Here is a 19,279-nt window from a genome sequence, read left to right as displayed (position 1 = left end):
GACGGGGCGGAGCAGCCGGCCCTCACCGGTAGCGGGGCTGCTCCTCGCGTGGATCGGCCCGCACCACGTCGATCCGTGGGTCGGACAGGAGGTCGTCGATGGCTGCGGTGCCGGCGCCGATCCCGATCCAGTGCGGATCGACGTCGTGGGCGACGCACCAGGCGTGGTCGGCCGGCCAGACGAGCGCCGGGCCGGGCAGGTCGGACCCCGGCCGGCTCGGCCACGTCCCCGCTGAGCCCCGGTCGCGCACGTCCGACACCGTTCCCCGGAAGAGGAAGTAGGCACGGTTGGGCACCACGACCTTCGGCCCGTCGAGCACGGTTCCCCAGCCGTCCCACAGGCAGGAGTAGCAGTCCTCCGGCGTGCGGGTGTGGTGCTCGAGCACCTGCAGGGCCACCGTCAGCCGCGCGTGGTCGGACGGGGCGTCCTCCGCAACGGTGACGTCGTTCTCGGACTGCCCCGGGTGGTCGGGATCGGGCAGCAGGCGCAGCCGTGCGTAGGCCGGGAAACCCGCCGGCCCGAAGGTGACCAGCCGGTCCCACGGCAGGTCGCTGCTGGTGATCCAGTCCGCCGGAGACAGGTCGGAGCAGAGCCTGAGGGTCACCCTCCGGTTCTACCCCACGCCGGGGTCGCGGTCGGCAGGAACGAAGCCGAGTGCGACCGGAGCCCCCCGCCCCGTTCGCACCCGGCCCCGGATCAGGGTGCGACCGGAGTCGCGAGGGCGGCCAGGGCGTCCTGGGCCGCCTGGACGCCGGCGTCCGAGGCGGCGAGGGCCTGGGCCGCGGACGCCGTCGCGTCGAGCGCGGCGTGCTGGTCGGCGTGGGTGCTCAAGGCCGTGAGGGCGCGGGCGAGGTCGGTGGCCGTGGTGGCCGCGGTCGACACGTCGTGGAGGACCTGGGTGGCCGCGTCGATGGCCGCACGCAGGAGGGTGACGTCGACGCCCTGGGCCTCGAGCGCGTCCGCCGCGGCCGAGAGGTCGGCGAGCAGGGTGGTGACGTCGGCCAGGGTGGACTGGACGCGGGCGGCGCGGCGCAGGTCGTTGATGTTCAGGTGGTAGGCCGGCGGGCGGACCGCGTGCACCTGCCGGGCGACGGCCCGGACCTCGTCCACGGAGGTCGTCGCGGCGACCTGGTCGCCGAGTGCCGCGAGGGCAGCCTGGTCGGCGGCGACGTTCGCGCCGACGGCGGCCGCGTCGTCCGCACCGAGGACGGTGTAGCCGTGGAAGCCCAGCACGCGCGAGAGCTGGGAGTCCTTGCGGGCGACCTCGCGCTGCACCTGGCGCTGCGCGTTCGAGAGGCGGTGGCTGCCGTGCGTGGCCGGGCCGTGCTGGTGGGTGGTGCTGCCGTGCTGGTGGCCGGGCTTCGCGAGCGCGGCGGGAGCGGCGAGGCCGACGCTGCCGGCGGTGATGGCCACCAGGGCGGCGGTGGCCAGGATGGATCGCTTCACAGAGAGCTCCTAGGGGTGGTTCGGCCCGGGGGGACCGTCCGAGAGGTGTGACGGATCGGGTATCGGCGGCGGCGCCCCCGAACTTGAGGTCTTCTTGAGTTCGACCCCGGGGTTTCGACGATCCGTCTCACGGGAGACGGCCGTGGGGCGTGCACAGGTCGCTCCACAGGTCTGGACCTGGCGCTGTGGAGAAGGGTCCATTCCTGTGGACTCGGACGTGCCTGCTGTGGACGGAGCTGTGGGACCCGGGGAATGTCGAGGCGACGTCGATGAACCTCTTGCGCGACGTTCGCCACGCCACGTAGAACTCTCCCTACCAGCTCACCGCAGGCCGCGAGGCGGCGGAGGGCTGGAGATCGGATCAGCACGAGGATCCTCCACGGCGAGCACGCTCGCCGCGTCGGCCCGGTGACGGGGGCGGCGGGGTCGGAGCGCTGGTGCGGTGGGCCGGGCGTCACCGTTTCCGGTCAGTCGAGGGGCTCCTGGTGCTCATACCGCCGGGAGCCCCTCACCCATTTCCGGCGGGTGGACCAGACTGGACCCGTGCGCACCCGACCCGTCGGCCCCCGAGCCCTGCTCGCGGAGGTGGCCGACGCCGGCACCGCACTGGCGCTGGCCGAGTGGGCGCGGGGCGTCGGTGTGGCGGCCGGCGAGATCGTCCCCGGTGCCGCGACCGTGCTGTTCGACGAGGTCGCCGAGCCCGAGTCCCTGCGCGAGGCCCTCGCCGGGTGGGCGCCGACGGTGGTGCCGGCGCAGCGGGGGGTTGCCGAGATCGCGGTGCGCTACGACGGGCCCGACCTGGCCTTCGTGGCCGAGGCCTGGGGGACCGACGTCGCAGGCGTGGTCGAGCGGCACAGCGCTGTGGAGTACGTCGCGGCGTTCTGCGGGTTCGCCCCGGGCTTCGCCTACCTCCAGGGGCTGGCCGGGGAGCTGGGGCTGGCCGTGCCACGGCTGGACTCGCCCCGCCCGCGGGTGCCGGCCGGGGCGGTGGCCCTGGCCGGGGCGTGGTGCGGGATCTACCCGACGGCCTCCCCGGGCGGCTGGCGGATCCTGGGGTCCACCGACGCGGTTCTCTGGGACCAGGCGCGCGACGAGCCGGCGCTGCTCCCGCCCGGGACCCGGGTCAGGTTCGTCCCGGCATGAGTGCCGAGCTGACCGTCCTGGAGGCCGGGACGCTGACCACGGTGCAGGACGAGGGGCGCGTCGGGTTCGCCCACCTCGGCGTACCCCGTGCCGGAGCGCTGGACGCTCCCGCGGCGGCGCTCGCGAACCGGCTGGTGGGGAACGGCCCGAGTGCCGCGCTGCTGGAGGTGACGCTGGGAGGTCTGGAGGCGCGTCTCTCGGCCGGACGCTGGGTCGCGGTGACCGGGGCGCCGGTCCCGGTCCTGGTCGACGACCGGGCCGTCGGTCACGACCGTGCCGAATGGGTGCCCGCCGGCGCCACGGTGAGGCTGGGCACGCCGCGGGCGGGCGTCCGGTCCTACGTCGCGTCTCGGGCGGCATCGCCGTGGACCCGGTGCTCGGGTCCCGGTCCACCGACACCCTGGCGGGCGTCGGACCGCCGGTGGTGGCCTCAGGCCAGGTGCTGCCGGTCGGGAGCCCGGGGGACGCGCCGCGGCCGCACGACACGCCCCGGCCACGACGGACGGGGCCGCTGCGGGTCACGCCCGGTCCTCGTGCGGACTGGTTCGACGGCGACGTCGTCACCGCCCTGTGCCGCACGACCTACACCGTGTCTGCGGACTCCAACCGGATCGGGCTGCGGCTCGACGGGTCACCGTTGACGCGGGTGCGCACCGACGAGCTGCCGAGCGAGGGCATGGTGCTCGGAGCGGTGCAGGTGCCGCCCAGCGGACGCCGGTGGTATTCCTGGCCGACCACCCGCCCACCGGTGGCTACCCCGTCGTCGCCGTCGTGGACGCCGACGACCTGTGGCAGTGCGCGCAGCTGCGTCCCGGCGACGCCGTGACCTTCACGCGGGGGCGTCCTCCGGGGGCTCCTCAGGCACCCAGGCGCTGAGGGCCGGTTCGTCCTCCGGGAACGAGCGGACCGGCCCCTCCGGGCTCTCGGCGGTCTCGAAGCGGACGGTCACCACGCCCCGTCCGGAGCCCCACACCCACCCCCGGCCGAGCTCCGTGTGCTCGACGTCCATGCCGGGTGCCCAGGTACGGCGTTGGCGGCTGGTGGGCACCACCACGTCGACCGGCGCCTCGTCGTCCTCGGGCGTGTCACCGAAGAGGTCCTCCTGGATCCAGTCGGCCAGTCCCGAGACACCGACGCCGAGCAGCCGGACCCCGCCCGAAGTGTCGAGGTCGGTCAGCAGGGTCCTGGCCAGCCGGGCGATCGTCGAGGTGCGGTCGGTCGGGGAGGGCAACGTCGTGGAGCGGTTCAGCGTCGTGAAGTCGTGCAGGCGCACCTTGATCGTCACCGTGCGGCCGGACAGCCCGTGCTTGCGCAGGCGCTCGGCGACCTCGCCGGCCTGCCGGGTCAGGAGTGCCTCCATCAGCCGCCGGTCGGTCAGGTCGGTGTCGTAGGTGCCCTCGACGCTCACCGACTTGGCCTCGCGCTCGGGGACGACGGCACGGTCGTCGTCGGCCCGGGCGAGCCGGTAGAGCCCGCCGCCGTGCGCCTTGCCGAGGATCCGCACCAGCTCCTCCAGGGTCACCGACTCGAGGTCGGCGACGGTGTGGATGCCCGCACGGCGCAGCCGCTCGGCGGTGGCGGGTCCGACCCCCGGGATGACTGAGACGTGCATGGGGCGCAGCAGCGCCACCTCGGTGCCGGGCGCGACCACCACCAGGCCGTCGGGCTTGTCGAGGTCGCTGGCGACCTTCGCGATGAACTTCGAGGTCCCCAGCCCGACCGAGGCGGTCAGGCCCCCGGTGACCTCGCTCACCCGGGCCCGCAGCTCCTCGGCGAAGGCGGAGACCGTCTCGAGCTCGAGGTCCGGCAGGTCGGCGTGCTCGAGGTCGACGAACGCCTCGTCCAGCGAGAGCGGCTCGACCAGCGGCGAGACGGAGCGCAGCAGCGTCATGACCCGGCGGCTGGTGTCCCGGTAGGCGTGGAAGCGGCCGGAGAGGAACGCCGCATGCGGGCACCGGGACCTGGCCTCGCGGGTCGACATGGCCGAGCGGACGCCGTACCGGCGGGCTTCGTACGACGCGGTCGCGACCACCCCGCGGCCCCCGACCCCGCCGACGACGACCGGCTTGCCGCGCAGCGAGGGCTTGTCGCGCTGCTCGACTGCCGCGAAGAACGCGTCGAGGTCGAGGTGCAGGACGGACGCATGGCTGCGCACTCAGCACGCTCCGGACGAGGCGGAGCCGTCTCCGGAGCGACCTCCGGACCTAGGGCACATGGCGGCAACGTACCGCGGCCCACCGACGGTCTCGTGCGGTCCCCGGACGGCCCACCAGTCGTCCACAAGCGGGGTCGCGGGCGAGGTCGTCCACAGCCAGCCCTCAGCGGCCGCCTCGCTGTCGGGCGCTGCGGGGAGCGTCACGGGCATGACCACACCCACCACCCCGACCAGCCTGGTCGCCAGGAGCCCCGAGGACCTGCTCGCGGTCGTCCCGATCGTGCTCGGCTTCGTCCCGCGGGACTCCGTCGTCATGCTCACCTTCGGTGCCCGCCACACCTTCCACGCCCGCATCGACCTGCCGGATCCCGCGGAGGTCGCCGACGCCGTCGGGGCCCTCCTCGATCCGGCACGGCGCCACCGGGTCAGGCGGGTCGTCTTCGTGCTCTACAGCGACGACGCCCGAACGGCCGCGAGGATCGCGCGGGCGCTGTCGCGGGCCTTCGCCGCGGCGGGCATCGACGTCCTGGAGTCGCTGCGCGCCGACGGCCGTCGCTGGTGGCCGCTCCCGGCCGGACACGGTGAGGTGCCCGGGCGGGGGGTGCCCTACGACCTGTCGGCGCACCCGTTCGCGGCCCAGGCCGTCTTCGAGGGCCATGTGACCCACGGCAGCCGTGACCAGCTCGCGGCGTCGCTGGTGCCGGCGCCCGAGCGCGTGGCCGCAGTCTCCGCGGCGGTGGGCGAGGTGCCGAGCGTGTCAATCCACCTGGCCGCGGACGCGGCCTGGGTGCGGTCCACCGTGAGGCGCCACGTCACGGCGGGGAGCGCGCCTCCCGACCGCGACGTGGCGCGCCTGCTGGTCCTGCTGCGCGACCTGCGGCTCCGAGACGTCGTGTGGTCCGCGATCACCCGGGACGACGCACGCGACCACGTCTGCTTCTGGACCGACGTGCTCCGGCGCAGCCCGACCGAGCTGGTGCCCGCCCCCGCCGCGCTCCTCGGCTTCGGGGCCTGGCTGGCCGGACACGGTGCGCTCGCCTGGTGCGCGGTCGACGCCTGCCTCGAGGCCGACCCCGACTACGGCCTGGCCGACATCCTGTCCCAGCTGCTGGGCAGGGCCGTGCCGCCCTCGGAGTGGGACCGCGAGACCGGTTGGGCCGACGTGTTCGACGACCCGGCGTGACCGGGCACGGCAACGCACACCTCACCCGCTGCGGGCGACGGGCCGGCGCGTGTTCCGTGCTTACGATGCGCCATGGCCCCGAGGACGGTCGGCGTCGAGGAGGAGCTGCTCCTCGTCGATCCGGCCAACCCGTCAGGCGAGCCCGAGCTCGGGCGCGCTGCTGGCAGCACACCACCGTACGCACGGGTTGCGGCCGTGCGGGCGACCAGCCTCGACAAGGATCTGTTCCAGCACCAGCTCGAGACCCGGACCGAGCCCACGGCTGACCTCGCCTCGCTGCGGGAGCAGCTCGTCGCCGCCCGGGACACCGGGGGCCGGGCCGGCCCGCGCCCTGGGCTGGCGGCCGTGGCTGTGGCCACGGTGCCACTCGCCACGACGTGCGACTCACGCCCGACGACCGCTACGAGGACATGGTCGTGCGCTACGCCGAGATCGCGCGTCACTCCGGCACCTGCGGCATGCACGTCCACGTGGCGATCGAGAGCGAACGAGGAGGGCGTCGCGGTCATCGACCGGATCGGCCCGTGGCTGCCGGCGCTGCGCGCGGTCAGTGCGAACTCGCCCTACGCCGACGGCCGCGACACCGGTTACGCCTCCTGGCGGTCCCAGCTCTGGTCCCACTGGCCGAGCGCCGGGCCGACCGAGGCCTTCTGGTCGCTGGCCGCCTACCGGCAGCTGTGTCGGGAGTTGATGGAGTTCGGCGCGGCCCGCGACCCGGGAATGCTGTACTTCGACGCCCGGCTCTCGGCGCGCCAGCCCACCGTCGAGGTGCGGATCTTCGACGTCTGCACGGACCCCGCAGACGCGGTCCTCCTGGCCGCGCTGGTCCGCGGCCTGGTGGAGCACACGGCCCGGTGCTGGCGGTCGGGCGACGCCCCCGCCCGTCTGGCGCACCGAGAGCCTGCGCGCGGCCCACTGGCGTGCCTCGCGGCTCGGGTGGCCGACACCCTCGTGCACCCCGTCCTGCGTCGGCTCGCTCCGGCCGCGAGGTGCTGCAGGCGGTCGTGGGCCACGTCCGGGAGGAGCTCGAGGAGGCGGCGACGCCGGTCTGGTCGCCGAGGGCATGGCGCGAGCACTTGACGGTGGTGGGGGAGCGGTCCGGCAGCGAGCGGCGTACGCCCGCGTCGGCTCCATCGAGGGCGTCGTGGACGACCTGGTCGAGCGCAGCGAGGCAGTCTGGGCAACCGGCGGCGCGCGGGAGGCCCCACGGGGCCGGAGGAACGCCTAATCTTCCCGCATGGGCGAAGAGGTGGAGCTGCAGGAGTTCTCCAGGGCCGACCGCACGAGACACCGGGAGAAGGTGCGTCGCTGCCTGGACGTGTTCGCCCGGATGCTGCGCGAGGCGCGGTTCGACACCGACGACCCGATGACCGGGCTCGAGGTCGAGCTCAACCTCGTCGACGACCGTGGCGACCCGGCGCTGAAGAACGCCGAGGCCCTGGCCGCGATCGCGAACCCCGAGTTCCAGACCGAGCTCGGCCAGTTCAACATCGAGATCAACGTGCCACCCGCCAAGCTGCGCGAGGGCGGCCTGACGACCTTCGAGGACTCGCTGCGCGGGAGCCTCAACGAGGCGGAGTCGAAGTCCTCCGACGTGGGCGCCCACATGGTGATGATCGGGATCCTGCCCACCCTGGCCGAGGGCCACATGGGCGTGGCCAGCCTGAGCGCCAACCCGCGCTACAAGCTGCTCAGCGAGCAGATCCTCAACGCACGCGGCGAGGACATCACCATCTCCATCTCGGGCCCCGAGCGGCTCGAGACCACGGCTGACTCGATCGTGCCCGAGGCGGCCTGCACCAGCACCCAGTTCCACGTGCAGACCTCGCCCGACCAGTTCGCGGCGTACTGGAACGCCTCCCAGGCGATCGCGGCGGTCCAGCTCGCGGTCGGCGCCAACTCGCCGTACCTCCTGGGCAAGCAGCTGTGGCGGGAGACCCGGATCCCGCTCTTCGAGCAGGCCACCGACACCCGCAGCGAGGAGCTCAAGGCGCAGGGCGTGCGGCCGCGGGTGTGGTTCGGTGAGCGCTGGGTGACCTCGGTCTTCGACCTCTTCGAGGAGAACGTCCGGTTCTTCCCAGCGCTGCTGCCGGTGACGGAGGACGAGGACCCGCTGGAGGTGCTCGAGTCCGGTGGCACCCCGACGCTCCACGAGCTGCGGCTGCACAACGGCACCATCTACCGCTGGAACCGCCCCGTCTACGACATCGCCGCCGGGGTGCCGCACCTGCGCGTGGAGAACAGGCTGCTGGCCGCCGGGCCCACCGTGGCCGACACGATCGCCAACGCCGCCTTCTACTTCGGTCTGGTCCGGGCGCTGGCGGAGGGCGAGCGGCCTTTGTGGTCGCAGATGTCCTTCAGCGCGGCGGAGGAGAACTTCCACGTCGCCGCCCAGCAGGGCGTGGACGCGCAGATCTACTGGCCGGGGGTCGGCCAGGTCCGCGCCACCGAGCTGATCCTGCGGCGGCTGCTGCCGATGGCCCGCGAGGGGCTGGACTCGTGGGGCGTGTCCGCGGAGGAGGGCGACCGGCTGCTGGGGATCATCGAGCAGCGCTGCCTGACCGGGGTGAACGGCGCGGAGTGGTTCGTGCGCAGGATGGCGGACCGCTCGGACATGGACAGGTACGACGCCCTGCGCGCCACGCTGCTGGAGTACCGCCAGGGCATGCACACCAACGAGCCGGTGCACACCTGGGACTGATCACCGGACTGATCACCCGGACGGCGCACCCGGACCCGACGAGCGGGCCCGCAGGCGTCGCCAGGTGCGGCTGGTGCCGCTGCGCGGGTCCCACCAGCCGCGCCGGGTGACCACCACCATGGGCAGCGGCAGACCCGCCTCGGCACCGGCGGCCCGCGTCGCCGCCAGCCAGGCGGCGTCCACGTCCTGCAGGCAGAGCTCGCCGGGACGGGTCAGCCAGACCAGGGGAGCGGGGTCGGCCCCGACCCGCGCCAGCAGGGCCGCGACCACGTCGGTGCGCAGCGACTGGTCGATCGGCCCGTCCTCGGCCGGCGGCTGCGCGGCGTACAACGCCTGGGCCCCGCCCGGGGTGCCCACGTGGAGCACGGCGGGGAAGACCTGGCGCCGCTCGGTGGTGGCGTGCTCGAGGACGGCACGGCGCAGCACCAGGTGCAGCTGCCTGCTGACCGGCTCCTCGATCCCTTCCACCTGGCTCCCCCGTCGCCGACGCCGCCAGCCTGCCCGATCGGCGCGCCACGGCGCGCTGCTCGTCCACAGGCTCCCGCGGGGCGGTCCGAACCGGTAGCGTGAAATTCACGGGCCGGTGATGCGGCCGACGCGAGACGAGGAGGGCCGATGGGGACCGTCGTGGTGGGCTATGTGCCGAAGCCTGAGGGCGAAGCCGCTTTGAGCAAGGCGATCGACGAGGCGAAGCTGCGCGGCACCAAGCTCGTGGTGGTCAACTCCCACCGGGGCGGCCAGGAGTTCGACGGCGACGCCGCCCGGAAGGCCGAGCAGGACATGGACGCCGTCCGCTCCCGCCTCGACGAGGCCGGCGTCAGCTATGACCTGCGCCAGCTGGTCCGCGGGTTCGAGCCGGCCGAGGACCTGATCAGCATCGCCGAGGCCAACTCGGCCGAGCTGATCGTGATCGGCCTGCGCCGCCGCTCGCCGGTGGGCAAGCTCATCCTCGGCAGCAACGCCCAGCGCATCCTGCTCGACGCGCATTGCCCGGTCCTGGCGGTCAAGGCCGGGGACTGACCCCGTCGGGTCGGTCCAGCGGCCCGGTGCGCCACAGCCCCTCGTCGGAGCCCAGCCAGCGGCGCGCGTCGCGCCGGCCGAGGTCGGCGGCCTCGGCGAAGAAGTCGGGGTCGAACATCAGGTAGGAGAGCAGCTCGCCCTGGAGCGGGCTGTCGCTGCCGAGGATGCGGTGGACCACCTGCAGGTCCGGGTCGCCGAGGGTGCGCAGCAGGCTCCCGTGGTTCTCGCGGAACACCTCCATCGCCACCCGGCTCAGCTCGTCGCCACGGTGCGGCGCCACCGCGGCGTACGGCAGGCTGCGGTACGCCGGGCGACCCCGCTCCTTCCGGTGCCGGTCGAGGTGGGGCGCCATGTCGGGGTCGGCGGCCTGTGAGTTGACCGTGGCGAACCGGCGCAGGTCGTGGCGCAGCGGGTCGTCCATCACCGCGCCCAGCAGCGTGGCGGCCCCGTCGCCGAGGTCGACCGGCGCCAGGTCGAGGTCGGGGTCGTCCTCCGGCGGGTGCAGGCTGCCGGTGCCGACCACCACGATCCGGTCCGCGCCCAGCTCGACGGCGGGCGCGAGTGGGAACCGGCGGCGGGTCGCGCCGTCGACGTACCAGCCGGCCGCCTCGGCGGGCTCCTCGACCTGCACCGACGGGAACAGGGCCGGGATGGCGGAGGAGGCCATCAGGTGCTCGACGCCGAGCCGGCTGCGCACGTAGCAGCGGTGGTGCTCGCTCGGCGGCTCCGGCAGCGCGACGTCGGCCCCCGTCACCTCGGCGAACATCGTGACCCGGCCGCTGCGGACGCTGGTCGCGCAGACCACGCTCGCGGTGACGACTCCCTGCTCGACGTTGTCGTGCAGGGCCGACCAGTCGATGACCTCCGTCAGGGTCCTCGCCAGGGGGGCCGTCCCGAACAGCCCGCGGAGCCGGAACCGTGAGATGCCCAGGGTCTCCGAGGCGTACCGGACCGCCACGACCGGCACCTGCCGCCACAGCGGCTGCATGACGTTGCGCTTGGTGGCGTGGCCCAGGGTGTCGAGCAGCCGGGACGCCTGTTCCTCGGCATCGAGGTGGGCGGTGGCGGTCAGGGCGGCACTCAGGAGCGCGCCCGCGCTGGTGCCGACCAGCACGGTCGGTCGCTGGCCGCGCTCGGCGAGGACCGGGAGCAGCACCTCGAGCGCCCCGACCTGGTAGGCGGAGCGCGCGCCCCCGGCGTCCAGCACCAGGGCGACCCGCTCGGCACCCTCGTTCGTTCGCTCTCGCGTCGACGTCATCGACCGATGCTAGAGGCTCCGAGGGGCGCCGTCCGGTCCAGCTGTCGGGCAAGATGGCCCCATGGCGATCCACATCACCGGTGACGACCACGCCGACCAGGTGCTGACCGACGACCCGTTCGCGCTGCTGGTCGGCATGATGCTCGACCAGCAGTACCCCATGGAGCACGCGTTCCGCGGGCCGGCCAAGGTGCTGGACCGCTTCGGGAGCCTCGAGCCGGCCCGCATCGCCGGCGCCGACCCCGAGGAGTTCGCGGCCCTGTGCGCCACGCCCGCCGGCCATCCACCGGTTCCCGGGGTCGATGGCGGCCCGTCTCCAGGCGCTCGCGGCGCTGGTGGAGGAGAAGTACGACGGTCGCACCGAGCGGCTGTGGAACGAGGCGGCCACCGGCAAGGAGCTGCTCGCCCGGGTGATGGAGCTGCCCGGCTTCGGCAAGCAGAAGGCCCAGATCTTCGTCGCCCTGCTCGCCAAGCAGCTCGACGTCCGCCCGGAGGGCTGGGAGCAGGCCGTCGGGGCCTACGCCGAGGACGGCCATCGGTCGGTCGCCGACGTGACGGACGGGGAGTCGCTGCAGAAGGTCCGCGACTACAAGAAGCAGAAGAAGGCCGCGGCCAAGGCGGGCTGACGGGGCGTACGCCGCGGGCCGCGTCCGGCGGGCGGGGGGAATTCCGGTGCGTGACCGCCCCCGTGGCAGAATGACCCTGCGGCTCTTGACGTATCCGGGCCTCGCCGCGCCCATGTGGTCTGAACTGCCAGTTGACGAGAGGTGTTCGTGTCCTCGAACGCACGCAAGATCCTTCCTGCCGAGGTGCTGTCGCACCCTGCCGTCGTGGCCCTGGTCGAACGGGGGACCCCCACGGGCAGCCTGACGCCGGAGGAGGTGCGCCAGGCCAGTGAGGACGCCGCGGTCGAGCCTCGACACCTCAAGGCCCTGCTCATGCACCTGAGTGCGTTGGGCATCTCCGTCCACGTCAACGCGAGCTCCAGCCGTGCGGTGGCCGCGACCTCCACGCGCAAGACGACGACGGCCAAGACCGCCAAGAAGGCGCCGGCCAAGAAGGCCGAGCCTGCGCCCTCCGCCCCGGCTGCCAAGACGGCCGCGGCGAAGAAGACCGCGGCCAAGAAGGCCGCCGCAGCCGAGCCCGTGGCCGACGAGGCCGCTGCGCCGGTCGTCGGTCCCGACGGCAAGAAGATCCTTCCCGACCTGCCCGACGAGCAGTTCGAGAAGGACGTGAAGGCCGACCCGTCGATCGAGGAGGACGAGAAGTCCGCCACGTTCGTCGTCTCCGACGCCGACGACACCGGCGAGCCGGAGCAGCAGGTCATGGTGGCCGGTGCCACCGCCGACCCGGTCAAGGACTACCTCAAGCAGATCGGCAAGGTCCCGCTGCTCAACGCCGAGATGGAGGTCGAGCTCGCCAAGCGGATCGAGGCCGGCCTGTTCTCGGAGGAGAAGCTCGCCAAGGGCGGCAAGATCACCCCGAAGCTCCTCGAGGAGCTCGAGTGGATCGCCGAGGACGGCCGCCGCGCCAAGAACCACCTGCTCGAGGCCAACCTGCGCCTCGTCGTCTCGCTGGCCAAGCGCTACACCGGCCGCGGCATGCTCTTCCTGGACCTGATCCAGGAGGGCAACCTCGGTCTGATCCGTGCGGTCGAGAAGTTCGACTACACCAAGGGCTACAAGTTCTCGACCTACGCGACGTGGTGGATCCGCCAGGCGATCACCCGTGCGATGGCCGACCAGGCTCGCACCATCCGGATCCCGGTGCACATGGTCGAGGTCATCAACAAGCTCGCCCGCGTGCAGCGCCAGATGCTCCAGGACCTGGGCCGCGAGCCCACCCCGGAGGAGCTGGCCAAGGAGCTCGACATGACCCCCGAGAAGGTCATCGAGGTCCAGAAGTACGGCCGCGAGCCGATCTCGCTGCACACCCCCCTCGGCGAGGACGGCGACTCCGAGTTCGGCGACCTGATCGAGGACTCCGAGGCGATCGTCCCGGCCGACGCCGTGTCGTTCACGCTCCTCCAGGAGCAGCTGCACGCGGTCCTCGACACGCTCTCCGAGCGCGAGGCGGGCGTGGTCAGCATGCGCTTCGGCCTCACCGACGGCCAGCCCAAGACCCTCGACGAGATCGGCAAGGTCTACGGCGTGACCCGCGAGCGGATCCGCCAGATCGAGTCCAAGACCATGTCGAAGCTGCGGCACCCGTCGCGCTCGCAGGTGCTGCGCGACTACCTGGACTGAGCTCTAACCGCCTCCCCGCCTGTTTTCGCAGGTGGGAGGCGGTTTTTGCTGTCCTCGGCCAGGAATCCTGGGTCGCACACCGCTCCCAGTCCAGATATTGGCGGTGACTTGGGGGCATGGCGACCCGACCTCTTCCTCCCGGCCCGCAGCTCGATCTCCCGGCCCTGCTGGACTCCTGGGAGGTGGCCCTGCGCGCCGAGCGGAAGAGCCCGGCCACCATCAAGAGCTACCTCACTGGGGTGGCCCAGTACCTGCGGTACTGCGCCGCGCAGGGCTTGCCGCCGGTGCTGGACCGGCGCACCCTGGCGGGCTTCGTAGACGGCCTGCTTAGCGAAGCTGCGCAGCCCGCAACGGCGGTGGCTCGTCAGCTCGGCGTGCGCCGGTTCTCGGCATGGCTCACCGAGGAGGGGGAGCTGGCCGCCGACCCGCTGCTGGGGGTCAAGTCGCCGAAGCTGGACGCCCCTGTGGTGGAGCCGTTGACCGAGGAACAGGTCAAGGCGCTCATCAAGGCCTGCGCGGGCAAGGAGCTGCGGGACCGCCGCGACGAGGCGATCGTCCGGTTGATGCTGGAGACCGGGGTGCGTGCCGGGGAGGTGGCGTCGCTCTCGCTGGCTGACATCGACATCCGAGAGGGTCAGGCAATCGTGCGACGAGGCAAGGGTGGCAACGGGCGCGCCGTGCCGTTCGGGGCCAAGACCGCTCTGGCCCTCGACCGCTACCTGCGCGCCCGCCGTGTGCACTCGTTGGCACTGCGGTCGGAGGCCCTGTGGCTTGGGGACCGGGGCAAGGCGTTCAGTTACTACGGCCTGCACAAGTCGCTGCGCTACCGCGCCGAGCTGGCTGGGATTCGCGGCTTCCACCCTCACCGGCTCCGCCACACTGCCGCGCACCGGTGGCTGGCCGCCGGGGGCTCGGAGATGGGCCTCATGGCCGTGGCGGGGTGGACCCGGCCTGACATGCTGCTGCGCTACACGAAGCCGCAGGCCTCGGCGCGGGCCGCAGATGAGGCCCGCAAGCTCAACCGTGGCGACATCTGAGCCCGGGCTCGGGGGTCTAGACGGCTGGGGGATGTTTTCCGGCCCAGGAGTCCCTAGGGCTCCTGGCGGTACCCCGGGTCCAGCCACCGCGAAATACGGTGTTCCCTCCGGCACTCGACACCGCATAACCTTCCGAATCACGCAGTAGCGCCAGCCCTGCTAAGCGAACCCGACCAACGGCTGGTGAGCACCGACACTCAGGCGGTGCGGCTGACAGACAGCTGGCTAGTCGGTGACGGCGTTGGCAGGGCCAGCGGTGTACGTGAGCGCGCTGGCCGTCAGGGCAACGGCGATCAGGGCAGTCTTGGTGGCACGGAACATTGGGCCCCCCCGGTAGGTTGACCTGCAGCGAAGCGCAGGCGTCATTGGACACCGGGGAATGTACGTGCGACGGGGCCGGTGTGCAACGAACAGCGCGTCTGCGGTGCCCGTGCGCCCCCAAGGACTGATTGGGCTCGGTCACGCGGACGCATGCCAGTCCTCGGCCCCTCTGGGGTGGGCCCGGCCCCCGACACGTGGCGTGCCGGGGGCCGGGCCTTGCCGATTCAGGAGCGGTTGGCCACAGCCTTGCGGAGCAGAGCCAAGTCGGCGGCCGGGATGGGCTCGGACTGCACCGAGGTGGTGGTGCGGTAGGAGCCGCCCAGATGAGAGCCGTCCTTGGAGTAGCAGACGATGGATCCGTACACGTTGGCCGGATTCTCCGTCACCGTCTCGTCCACGCCTACCGCAAACATCCACTTCTCGTACCGGTCCGGGCTGTTCATCAGCAGGTAGCCGGTCGAGGTGAAGTCGCCGCCACCACCGCCGGTCATCTGAGTACCGCGGGGGCACTTAACGAGCGCGGCGATGACGTCGGTGTAACCATTGTTATCAGTGTCCAGCGATACGCCGGTGGCGTCGTAGGATCCGGTCTTCGGCGTCGTGCCTGCGCGAGCCGCGGTGGTGCTGTCGCCAGCGAACGCGGCGACGCCGCCCCCGGCGGCGGCGATGGCGAAGATCGCGCCCGCGGCAAACGCGGGCAGAGACTTCTTGATCATGGCTTCCCCTTGCAGTTGTGTGTGTGCCGAGGAGGACCCTAGGTGAGCGGGCGAATGCCAGGAGGCCGTTTCGGAAGGTTTCTCAGTGAGGGAGTCACCTTCTACGCGCAAGCTACGTTCCGCCCGATCTCTTCGGCATGAGCGGACGACACGAGAGGCAGCGCCTGGAGCGTTAGCTGCAGCAAGAGTTAAAGATTAGTTGAGGATTACCGGCGTCTCGTGAAACGATGAGCTCGTCGCCGAGACGTGAGGACGGCCAAGGACGAGGGCCCCGTGCGGGGGGTCAAGTCCGGGGAGTTGGACAGGGCGTAAGGCGACCGACGTTCCACCCGAAGGCCATGCGCCACGGGCACCCGCCCTGTGGTGAGCCGCCCTAGGCCACGCCCCCAGCCGTCACGGTTGGCGGGAACCGCCCCGGTGGATGTTGCTCCCCTTCGAGCACGCTGCGCTCTGCGCCGTGCACCCACGGAGCACACCATGAACGACACCACGACGTACGACCCCGACAAGCTGGAGCGGCTCAAGGCCGACCGTAAGACGCGGGTGGATGCCGCCCGGCAGATCGTTGATCGGGCCAGGGGCGGCAGCCGGGACCTGGACCCGGCCGAGGCCACGACGGTCGAGACGGCCATGAACTCCGTCAAGCAGATGGACGTCGAGATCAAGGACCAGCAGGCTGCCATGATGCGGGCCGTCTTCGGCAGCCCCGACAGCCGTGGCGACGACGACGCCACCAAGTTCCTCTCCCTGCGCTCGTCCGGCATCAAGAGCGACCTGGCCGCCCGGTTCGGCAACGCGCTGGGCACCCCGGGCACGAAGGCCCTGGTGGACACGGCCGACCCGTACACCTCCATCCCGATGGACCCGGAGCCTTACCGCCTCGGCGACGCCCCCACCTCGCTCATCGAGGTGCTCCCCTCTGTGGTCCGGCCGGTGACCTACCGGTACATGCGGCAGACCACGCGGACCAACAATGCCGCCCCGGTGGCCCCGGCAACCTCAAGCCCATCAGCGTGTACGGGCTGACCCCGTACGACGGCCACCTGCACGTCATCGCGCACCTGTCCGAGCCCATCGACAAGTACGTCCTCCAGGACGGCCCGAGCCTGACCAGCTTCGTCCAGCTGGAGATGGTCAACGGGCTGCACCAGGCCGTGGAGATCCAGGTCATCAACGGGGACGGCACCGGGGAGAACCTGACCGGCCTCGCCCACACCAGCGGCATCCAGACCCTGGCGTTCACCACCAACGCGGTCCGCACGGCCCGTGCCGCGGTCACCAAGGTCGAGACCCTCGGCTTCCAGGGCTACTACTACGTGCTGAACCCCACGGACTGGGAGACGGTGGAGACCACCCAGCTCGATGCCGGCCAGTACGTCCTTAACGCCGAGGGTTCCCGCAACGGGGTCCCCGTGGACTCCGCCGCCCGCAGGCTGTGGGGCATCCCGGTTACCGTCTCCACGGCTGTCCCGGCCGGGACCGGCTACCTGCTGTCAAACGGGGTCGCCCAACTCGTCACCGACGGTGGTATCCAGACCGAGCAGTCCAGCGCCATCGGAGACTCGTTCGCCAGGAACCAGGTGCATCTCCGGGTTGAGGGCCGTTTCGACCTGGCCGTCCAGCGGCCCATGGGCGTGGTGAAGATGGCGCTCACCGGGGCATAGCCCCCAACAGAACGTGGACCGGCGCTAGCCCTCGCCTCCGCACCTTCCAGGCGGACGAGGGTGACGGGGTTGTGAGGTTCCCCGCGCCGGGCCGCCCCGGCCCCCGGCCCTTTGTGCGGGCGCGGGGAGTGCCCCCGTCGATCAGCGTCCTCGACCGAATCGGTAGCCGGCCCGCACCGCTCCGACGGCAGCAATCGCCCAGCCAACGACAAAAGTGGCCCACCCCACTAACGACCACGGCTGGCCCGCCCCGGCGGACCCGATGATCCCCATCACGCAGCCGACAACCGCAAGCGCGACACCCGCAGCGGCAGGACGATCGCGGGGCTGCTGCTCACTCACGAGTCTCATCCTTCTGTTGGACGTTCTCGACAAGCCAAGCGGCGATGATCGCCGTGAGGGACCCCAGAACGGCGATGCCCACCAGCATCAGGACGACCGCGATTATTCGTCCCTGGGTTGTGACCGGATAGCGGTCGCCGTAACCGACGGTCGTGACGGTGGTGCAAGCCCACCAGAGCGCGTCCCCGGCCGTCTTGATGTTCGCGTCCGGCGAGCTCCGTTCCGCGTCCAGCACGGCTAGAGCGCCGAGGCCCACGGACATCATCGCGACGCCGGAGACGTAGATCGCGACCCGGCCAGCGAGACCGCCTACAGCCGAGCGGTTCAGGATGCGGGCGAACGCCAGCAGGCGCAGCAACCGGAGAGGGCGCAGCATCGGGGCGGCGATCAGCACCACGTCGTACCAGTGGCGAACGACGTAGTGGCCACGCGGCTCGGCCAGCCAGATCCGGATGCAGAAGTCGAGTGCGAACGCGGTCCACACTGCCCAAGAAGCAGCCGTCAGGACGTCGTCCAGGGTGTGGTCCATGCGTGGATCCAGCACCGGCCACGCATACGCGACGAGGAACGCAGCAGCCAGTAGGAGCAAGGGGACCTCGCTGGTGTCTTCCCAACGTTCGACTCGGCTCTGCTCGCTCGGCACGGCCGAAGGGTATGTCACCTGCGGTGTCGGCGTCCGGTTAACACTTTCAGCCCCTAGGCCTGCCACGACGATGCACAGCCTCGACATGTCCGTGCCACCCCGGTAATCCGTCAATATCCCCACGCCTTGAGGCTCCGCCGGTAGCGTCAGCGCCCGTGAGACGGGGACTTCTTCTTGTACTGCCATTCCTCCTAGCCGCCGCAACCACCGCGTGCAGCTCCAGCGACGGCTCGGAGGGGGGCTCCGGGGACGACGCTGGACAGGTCAGCCGAGCCGACATGGGCAAGAAGTGGCCGCTTACCGTGGACAGCGGCACCCTGTCCTGCGACGGGTCCAACGGCGTCGGCGCAGTCGTGTTCACCGCCAGCGATGGCACCAAGTACGCGTTGAACGGAACAGCCAAGAGCTCCGGCAACTACGCAGACATCCGGCCAATCTGGGCCGACGACAAGGCGCTTGGCTACGGCCTCAAGAAGGACATCAGCCCCCTCATCGACAAGGGGTTGACCCTATGCGAGTAGCCCGCCGGCTGGCGTCGCGCACTCGCTGCCAGTGCTCGTAGCGCGCTTATAGGTCTTGGAGACTGCCCGGGGCGCAACACTGGCCGCACTCGATGCGCACTTTCGGGTCCCCGCGTTCAGTCCATATGTGATCGCCGCGCCGACACCGGCGGGCGCGGTCGAAGCGATCTGGCATGGGAAGCGACCAAGCGGTCTGCTCACACGAGCACTCAGCGTGCAACACCACGGGGCGCTGCGCACCGCGCACGATGCGCTGGCCAGACCTCGGGAGGGCTCTATCCGTGAACCGCCGCGCTCGGTTCTGCCCCCGTGGCAAACTGCTTGCATGTTTCAGACCCTCTCCACGCTGTTCAACGTGATGGGACTCGCTGGCAACGTCGCAGGCGGCGTTGCTGACCATGTCATCCTCGAGAGGAAGATCAAGCGCGAGATTGAGCAGCTCGAGAACGGACGCAGATCGTGGCTCTTGTGGACGCTGGTCGTGTCGGCTGTTTCGATCCTGATCTTCGTTGTGCCGGCCCTGTTGTCTGACTATCCCTCGGGTAACGGCGGCATGGTTCTCTTCGCTCTGCTCATCCCCGGTCTGCTTTCCCTCAAGACGATCAGCGTGTGGATGACGAACGGCGAGAGGATTCGAGCTCTGCAGAAAATGCTGAGGAACTGATGGGGCCTGGGGCCTGCTCCCACGTCTCGGAGTCTGTTCGGCGGCAGTAGACAACTACTTTGCTTCCGCTCGCGACGTCACGATGGCTAGTCAAGAATATTCCACCGTACATCGCACCTCGGATGTTGACGGTTCCCTCGGGAAGGCGCAATGCATAGTCGGCCCTAATGCGCGACTACCTGGACTGAGCACCGGACCCGCTGACCGCCCCCGACCCGC

18 protein-coding genes and 3 pseudogenes are annotated in these 19,279 nt (G+C 71.4%); 14 read left to right on the top strand and 7 right to left on the bottom strand.

Going from position 1 to position 19,279, the window contains the following annotated elements:
• Nucleotides 1-22 precede the first annotated feature (22 nt).
• A complete protein-coding gene (locus H0S67_RS14230; RefSeq protein WP_180933582.1) occupies nucleotides 23-604 on the bottom strand; it encodes a hypothetical protein in 582 nt (193 codons plus the stop codon).
• A 92-nt stretch (nucleotides 605-696) separates the two neighbouring features.
• The gene (locus H0S67_RS14225) at nucleotides 697-1,446 is read right to left on the bottom strand and encodes a hypothetical protein (RefSeq protein WP_180933581.1); all 750 of its coding nucleotides are present in this window, start codon (nucleotides 1,444-1,446) and stop codon (nucleotides 697-699) included.
• A 543-nt stretch (nucleotides 1,447-1,989) separates the two neighbouring features.
• Between H0S67_RS14225 and H0S67_RS14220 the strand changes: the two genes are divergently transcribed.
• Both H0S67_RS14220 and H0S67_RS28245 read left to right on the top strand, forming a co-directional pair.
• Nucleotides 1,990-2,589 (top strand): 5-oxoprolinase subunit B family protein, encoded by a 600-nt coding sequence (locus tag H0S67_RS14220; RefSeq protein WP_180933580.1) that lies wholly within the window; start codon nucleotides 1,990-1,992, stop codon nucleotides 2,587-2,589.
• Nucleotides 2,586-3,465, top strand: a pseudogene (locus H0S67_RS28245) (5-oxoprolinase subunit C family protein). The gene H0S67_RS14220 and the pseudogene H0S67_RS28245 overlap by 4 nt, the downstream one beginning before the upstream one ends.
• On the opposite strand, the gene H0S67_RS14210 reads toward H0S67_RS28245, so the two are convergent.
• Nucleotides 3,419-4,744 (bottom strand): DNA polymerase IV, encoded by a 1,326-nt coding sequence (locus H0S67_RS14210; RefSeq protein WP_180933579.1) that lies wholly within the window; start codon nucleotides 4,742-4,744, stop codon nucleotides 3,419-3,421. The pseudogene H0S67_RS28245 and the gene H0S67_RS14210 overlap by 47 nt on opposite strands.
• Nucleotides 4,745-4,952: 208 nt before the next feature.
• Here H0S67_RS14210 and H0S67_RS14205 point away from each other — a divergent pair, with 208 nt between their 5' ends.
• The 4 genes from H0S67_RS14205 (at nucleotide 4,953) to H0S67_RS14190 (ending at nucleotide 8,628) form a co-directional block, all read left to right on the top strand.
• Nucleotides 4,953-5,927: a DUF4192 domain-containing protein gene (locus tag H0S67_RS14205; protein ID WP_180933578.1), complete on the top strand. Its 975-nt coding sequence runs from the start codon at nucleotides 4,953-4,955 to the stop codon at nucleotides 5,925-5,927.
• 72 nt (nucleotides 5,928-5,999) lie between these two features.
• Entirely contained in the window at nucleotides 6,000-7,007 is a 1,008-nt protein-coding gene (locus H0S67_RS14200) for a carboxylate-amine ligase (RefSeq protein WP_180933577.1), read from the top strand.
• Nucleotides 6,991-7,155: a hypothetical protein gene (locus H0S67_RS14195; RefSeq protein WP_180933576.1), complete on the top strand. Its 165-nt coding sequence runs from the start codon at nucleotides 6,991-6,993 to the stop codon at nucleotides 7,153-7,155. Before H0S67_RS14200 ends, H0S67_RS14195 begins: the two co-directional genes overlap by 17 nt.
• A 9-nt stretch (nucleotides 7,156-7,164) precedes the next feature.
• Nucleotides 7,165-8,628, top strand: a complete 1,464-nt coding sequence (locus H0S67_RS14190; RefSeq protein WP_180933575.1) for a glutamate-cysteine ligase family protein — start codon at nucleotides 7,165-7,167, stop codon at nucleotides 8,626-8,628.
• A 12-nt stretch (nucleotides 8,629-8,640) separates the two neighbouring features.
• Here H0S67_RS14190 and H0S67_RS14185 read toward each other — a convergent pair whose 3' ends face one another.
• On the bottom strand, nucleotides 8,641-9,096 hold the full coding sequence (locus H0S67_RS14185) for a hypothetical protein (RefSeq protein ID WP_180933574.1): 456 nt from the start codon (nucleotides 9,094-9,096) through the stop codon (nucleotides 8,641-8,643).
• A 147-nt stretch (nucleotides 9,097-9,243) separates the two neighbouring features.
• Between H0S67_RS14185 and H0S67_RS14180 the strand changes: the two genes are divergently transcribed.
• Nucleotides 9,244-9,648, top strand: coding sequence for a universal stress protein (locus H0S67_RS14180; protein WP_180933573.1), 405 nt, complete (start codon nucleotides 9,244-9,246; stop codon nucleotides 9,646-9,648).
• Here H0S67_RS14180 and H0S67_RS14175 read toward each other — a convergent pair.
• Nucleotides 9,632-10,906 carry a patatin-like phospholipase family protein gene (locus H0S67_RS14175; RefSeq protein ID WP_180933572.1) on the bottom strand — a complete coding sequence of 425 codons (1,275 nt, stop codon included), beginning with the start codon at nucleotides 10,904-10,906 and terminating at the stop codon, nucleotides 9,632-9,634. The two genes, H0S67_RS14180 and H0S67_RS14175, sit on opposite strands and share 17 nt — an antisense overlap.
• 61 nt (nucleotides 10,907-10,967) lie before the next feature.
• Here H0S67_RS14175 and H0S67_RS14170 point away from each other — a divergent pair.
• The 3 genes and pseudogenes from H0S67_RS14170 to H0S67_RS14160 all read left to right on the top strand — a co-directional run bounded on the left by H0S67_RS14170 (nucleotide 10,968) and on the right by H0S67_RS14160 (nucleotide 14,189).
• Nucleotides 10,968-11,532 (top strand): annotated as a pseudogene (locus H0S67_RS14170) (HhH-GPD-type base excision DNA repair protein).
• Nucleotides 11,533-12,183: 651 nt separating this feature from the next.
• A pseudogene (locus tag H0S67_RS14165) lies at nucleotides 12,184-13,152 on the top strand (RNA polymerase sigma factor); the annotation flags it as partial.
• A 182-nt stretch (nucleotides 13,153-13,334) separates the two neighbouring features.
• A complete protein-coding gene (locus tag H0S67_RS14160) occupies nucleotides 13,335-14,189 on the top strand; it encodes a tyrosine-type recombinase/integrase (protein WP_246354742.1) in 855 nt (284 codons plus the stop codon).
• A gap of 545 nt (nucleotides 14,190-14,734) precedes the next feature.
• Here the strand turns inward: H0S67_RS14160 and H0S67_RS14155 are convergent.
• The gene (locus tag H0S67_RS14155; protein WP_180933569.1) at nucleotides 14,735-15,226 is read right to left on the bottom strand and encodes a hypothetical protein; all 492 of its coding nucleotides are present in this window, start codon (nucleotides 15,224-15,226) and stop codon (nucleotides 14,735-14,737) included.
• Nucleotides 15,227-15,703: 477 nt separating this feature from the next.
• On the opposite strand from H0S67_RS14155, the gene H0S67_RS14150 reads away from it, so the two are divergent.
• Nucleotides 15,704-16,252, top strand: a complete 549-nt coding sequence (locus H0S67_RS14150; protein WP_180933568.1) for a hypothetical protein — start codon at nucleotides 15,704-15,706, stop codon at nucleotides 16,250-16,252.
• Nucleotides 16,240-16,890: a phage major capsid protein gene (locus H0S67_RS14145; RefSeq protein WP_180933567.1), complete on the top strand. Its 651-nt coding sequence runs from the start codon at nucleotides 16,240-16,242 to the stop codon at nucleotides 16,888-16,890. Before H0S67_RS14150 ends, H0S67_RS14145 begins: the two co-directional genes overlap by 13 nt.
• Before the next feature lie 334 nt (nucleotides 16,891-17,224).
• Here H0S67_RS14145 and H0S67_RS14140 read toward each other — a convergent pair whose 3' ends face one another.
• On the bottom strand, nucleotides 17,225-17,875 hold the full coding sequence (locus tag H0S67_RS14140) for a potassium channel family protein (RefSeq protein ID WP_180933566.1): 651 nt from the start codon (nucleotides 17,873-17,875) through the stop codon (nucleotides 17,225-17,227).
• Nucleotides 17,876-18,030: 155 nt separating this feature from the next.
• Between H0S67_RS14140 and H0S67_RS14135 the strand changes: the two genes are divergently transcribed.
• Both H0S67_RS14135 and H0S67_RS14130 read left to right on the top strand, forming a co-directional pair.
• A complete protein-coding gene (locus tag H0S67_RS14135) occupies nucleotides 18,031-18,396 on the top strand; it encodes a DUF2511 domain-containing protein (protein WP_281368858.1) in 366 nt (121 codons plus the stop codon).
• Between the two features lie 127 nt (nucleotides 18,397-18,523).
• Nucleotides 18,524-19,060, top strand: coding sequence for a hypothetical protein (locus tag H0S67_RS14130; RefSeq protein ID WP_180933564.1), 537 nt, complete (start codon nucleotides 18,524-18,526; stop codon nucleotides 19,058-19,060).
• Nucleotides 19,061-19,279 lie beyond the last annotated feature (219 nt).

It is taken from the genome of Nocardioides ungokensis (genome assembly GCF_013466985.1).
Taxonomy (GTDB): Bacteria; Actinomycetota; Actinomycetes; order Propionibacteriales; family Nocardioidaceae; genus Nocardioides; species Nocardioides ungokensis.
Note: the sequence above shows the minus strand (reverse complement) of the source record. Positions and strands in the feature narration are given on the sequence as shown.

What these genes read in the sequence shown, in the direction of transcription:
- H0S67_RS14180 (WP_180933573.1), top strand. Translation starts at nt 9,244, where the DNA reads ATGGGGACCGTCGTGGTGGGCTATGTGCCGAAGCCTGAGGGCGAAGCC.
- H0S67_RS14205 (WP_180933578.1), top strand. Translation starts at nt 4,953, where the DNA reads ATGACCACACCCACCACCCCGACCAGCCTGGTCGCCAGGAGCCCCGAG.
- H0S67_RS14200 (WP_180933577.1), top strand. Translation starts at nt 6,000, where the DNA reads ATGGCCCCGAGGACGGTCGGCGTCGAGGAGGAGCTGCTCCTCGTCGAT.
- H0S67_RS14175 (WP_180933572.1), bottom strand. Translation starts at nt 10,906, where the DNA reads ATGACGTCGACGCGAGAGCGAACGAACGAGGGTGCCGAGCGGGTCGCC.
- H0S67_RS14155 (WP_180933569.1), bottom strand. Translation starts at nt 15,226, where the DNA reads ATGATCAAGAAGTCTCTGCCCGCGTTTGCCGCGGGCGCGATCTTCGCC.
- H0S67_RS14150 (WP_180933568.1), top strand. Translation starts at nt 15,704, where the DNA reads ATGAACGACACCACGACGTACGACCCCGACAAGCTGGAGCGGCTCAAG.
- H0S67_RS14195 (WP_180933576.1), top strand. Translation starts at nt 6,991, where the DNA reads ATGGCGCGAGCACTTGACGGTGGTGGGGGAGCGGTCCGGCAGCGAGCG.
- H0S67_RS14190 (WP_180933575.1), top strand. Translation starts at nt 7,165, where the DNA reads ATGGGCGAAGAGGTGGAGCTGCAGGAGTTCTCCAGGGCCGACCGCACG.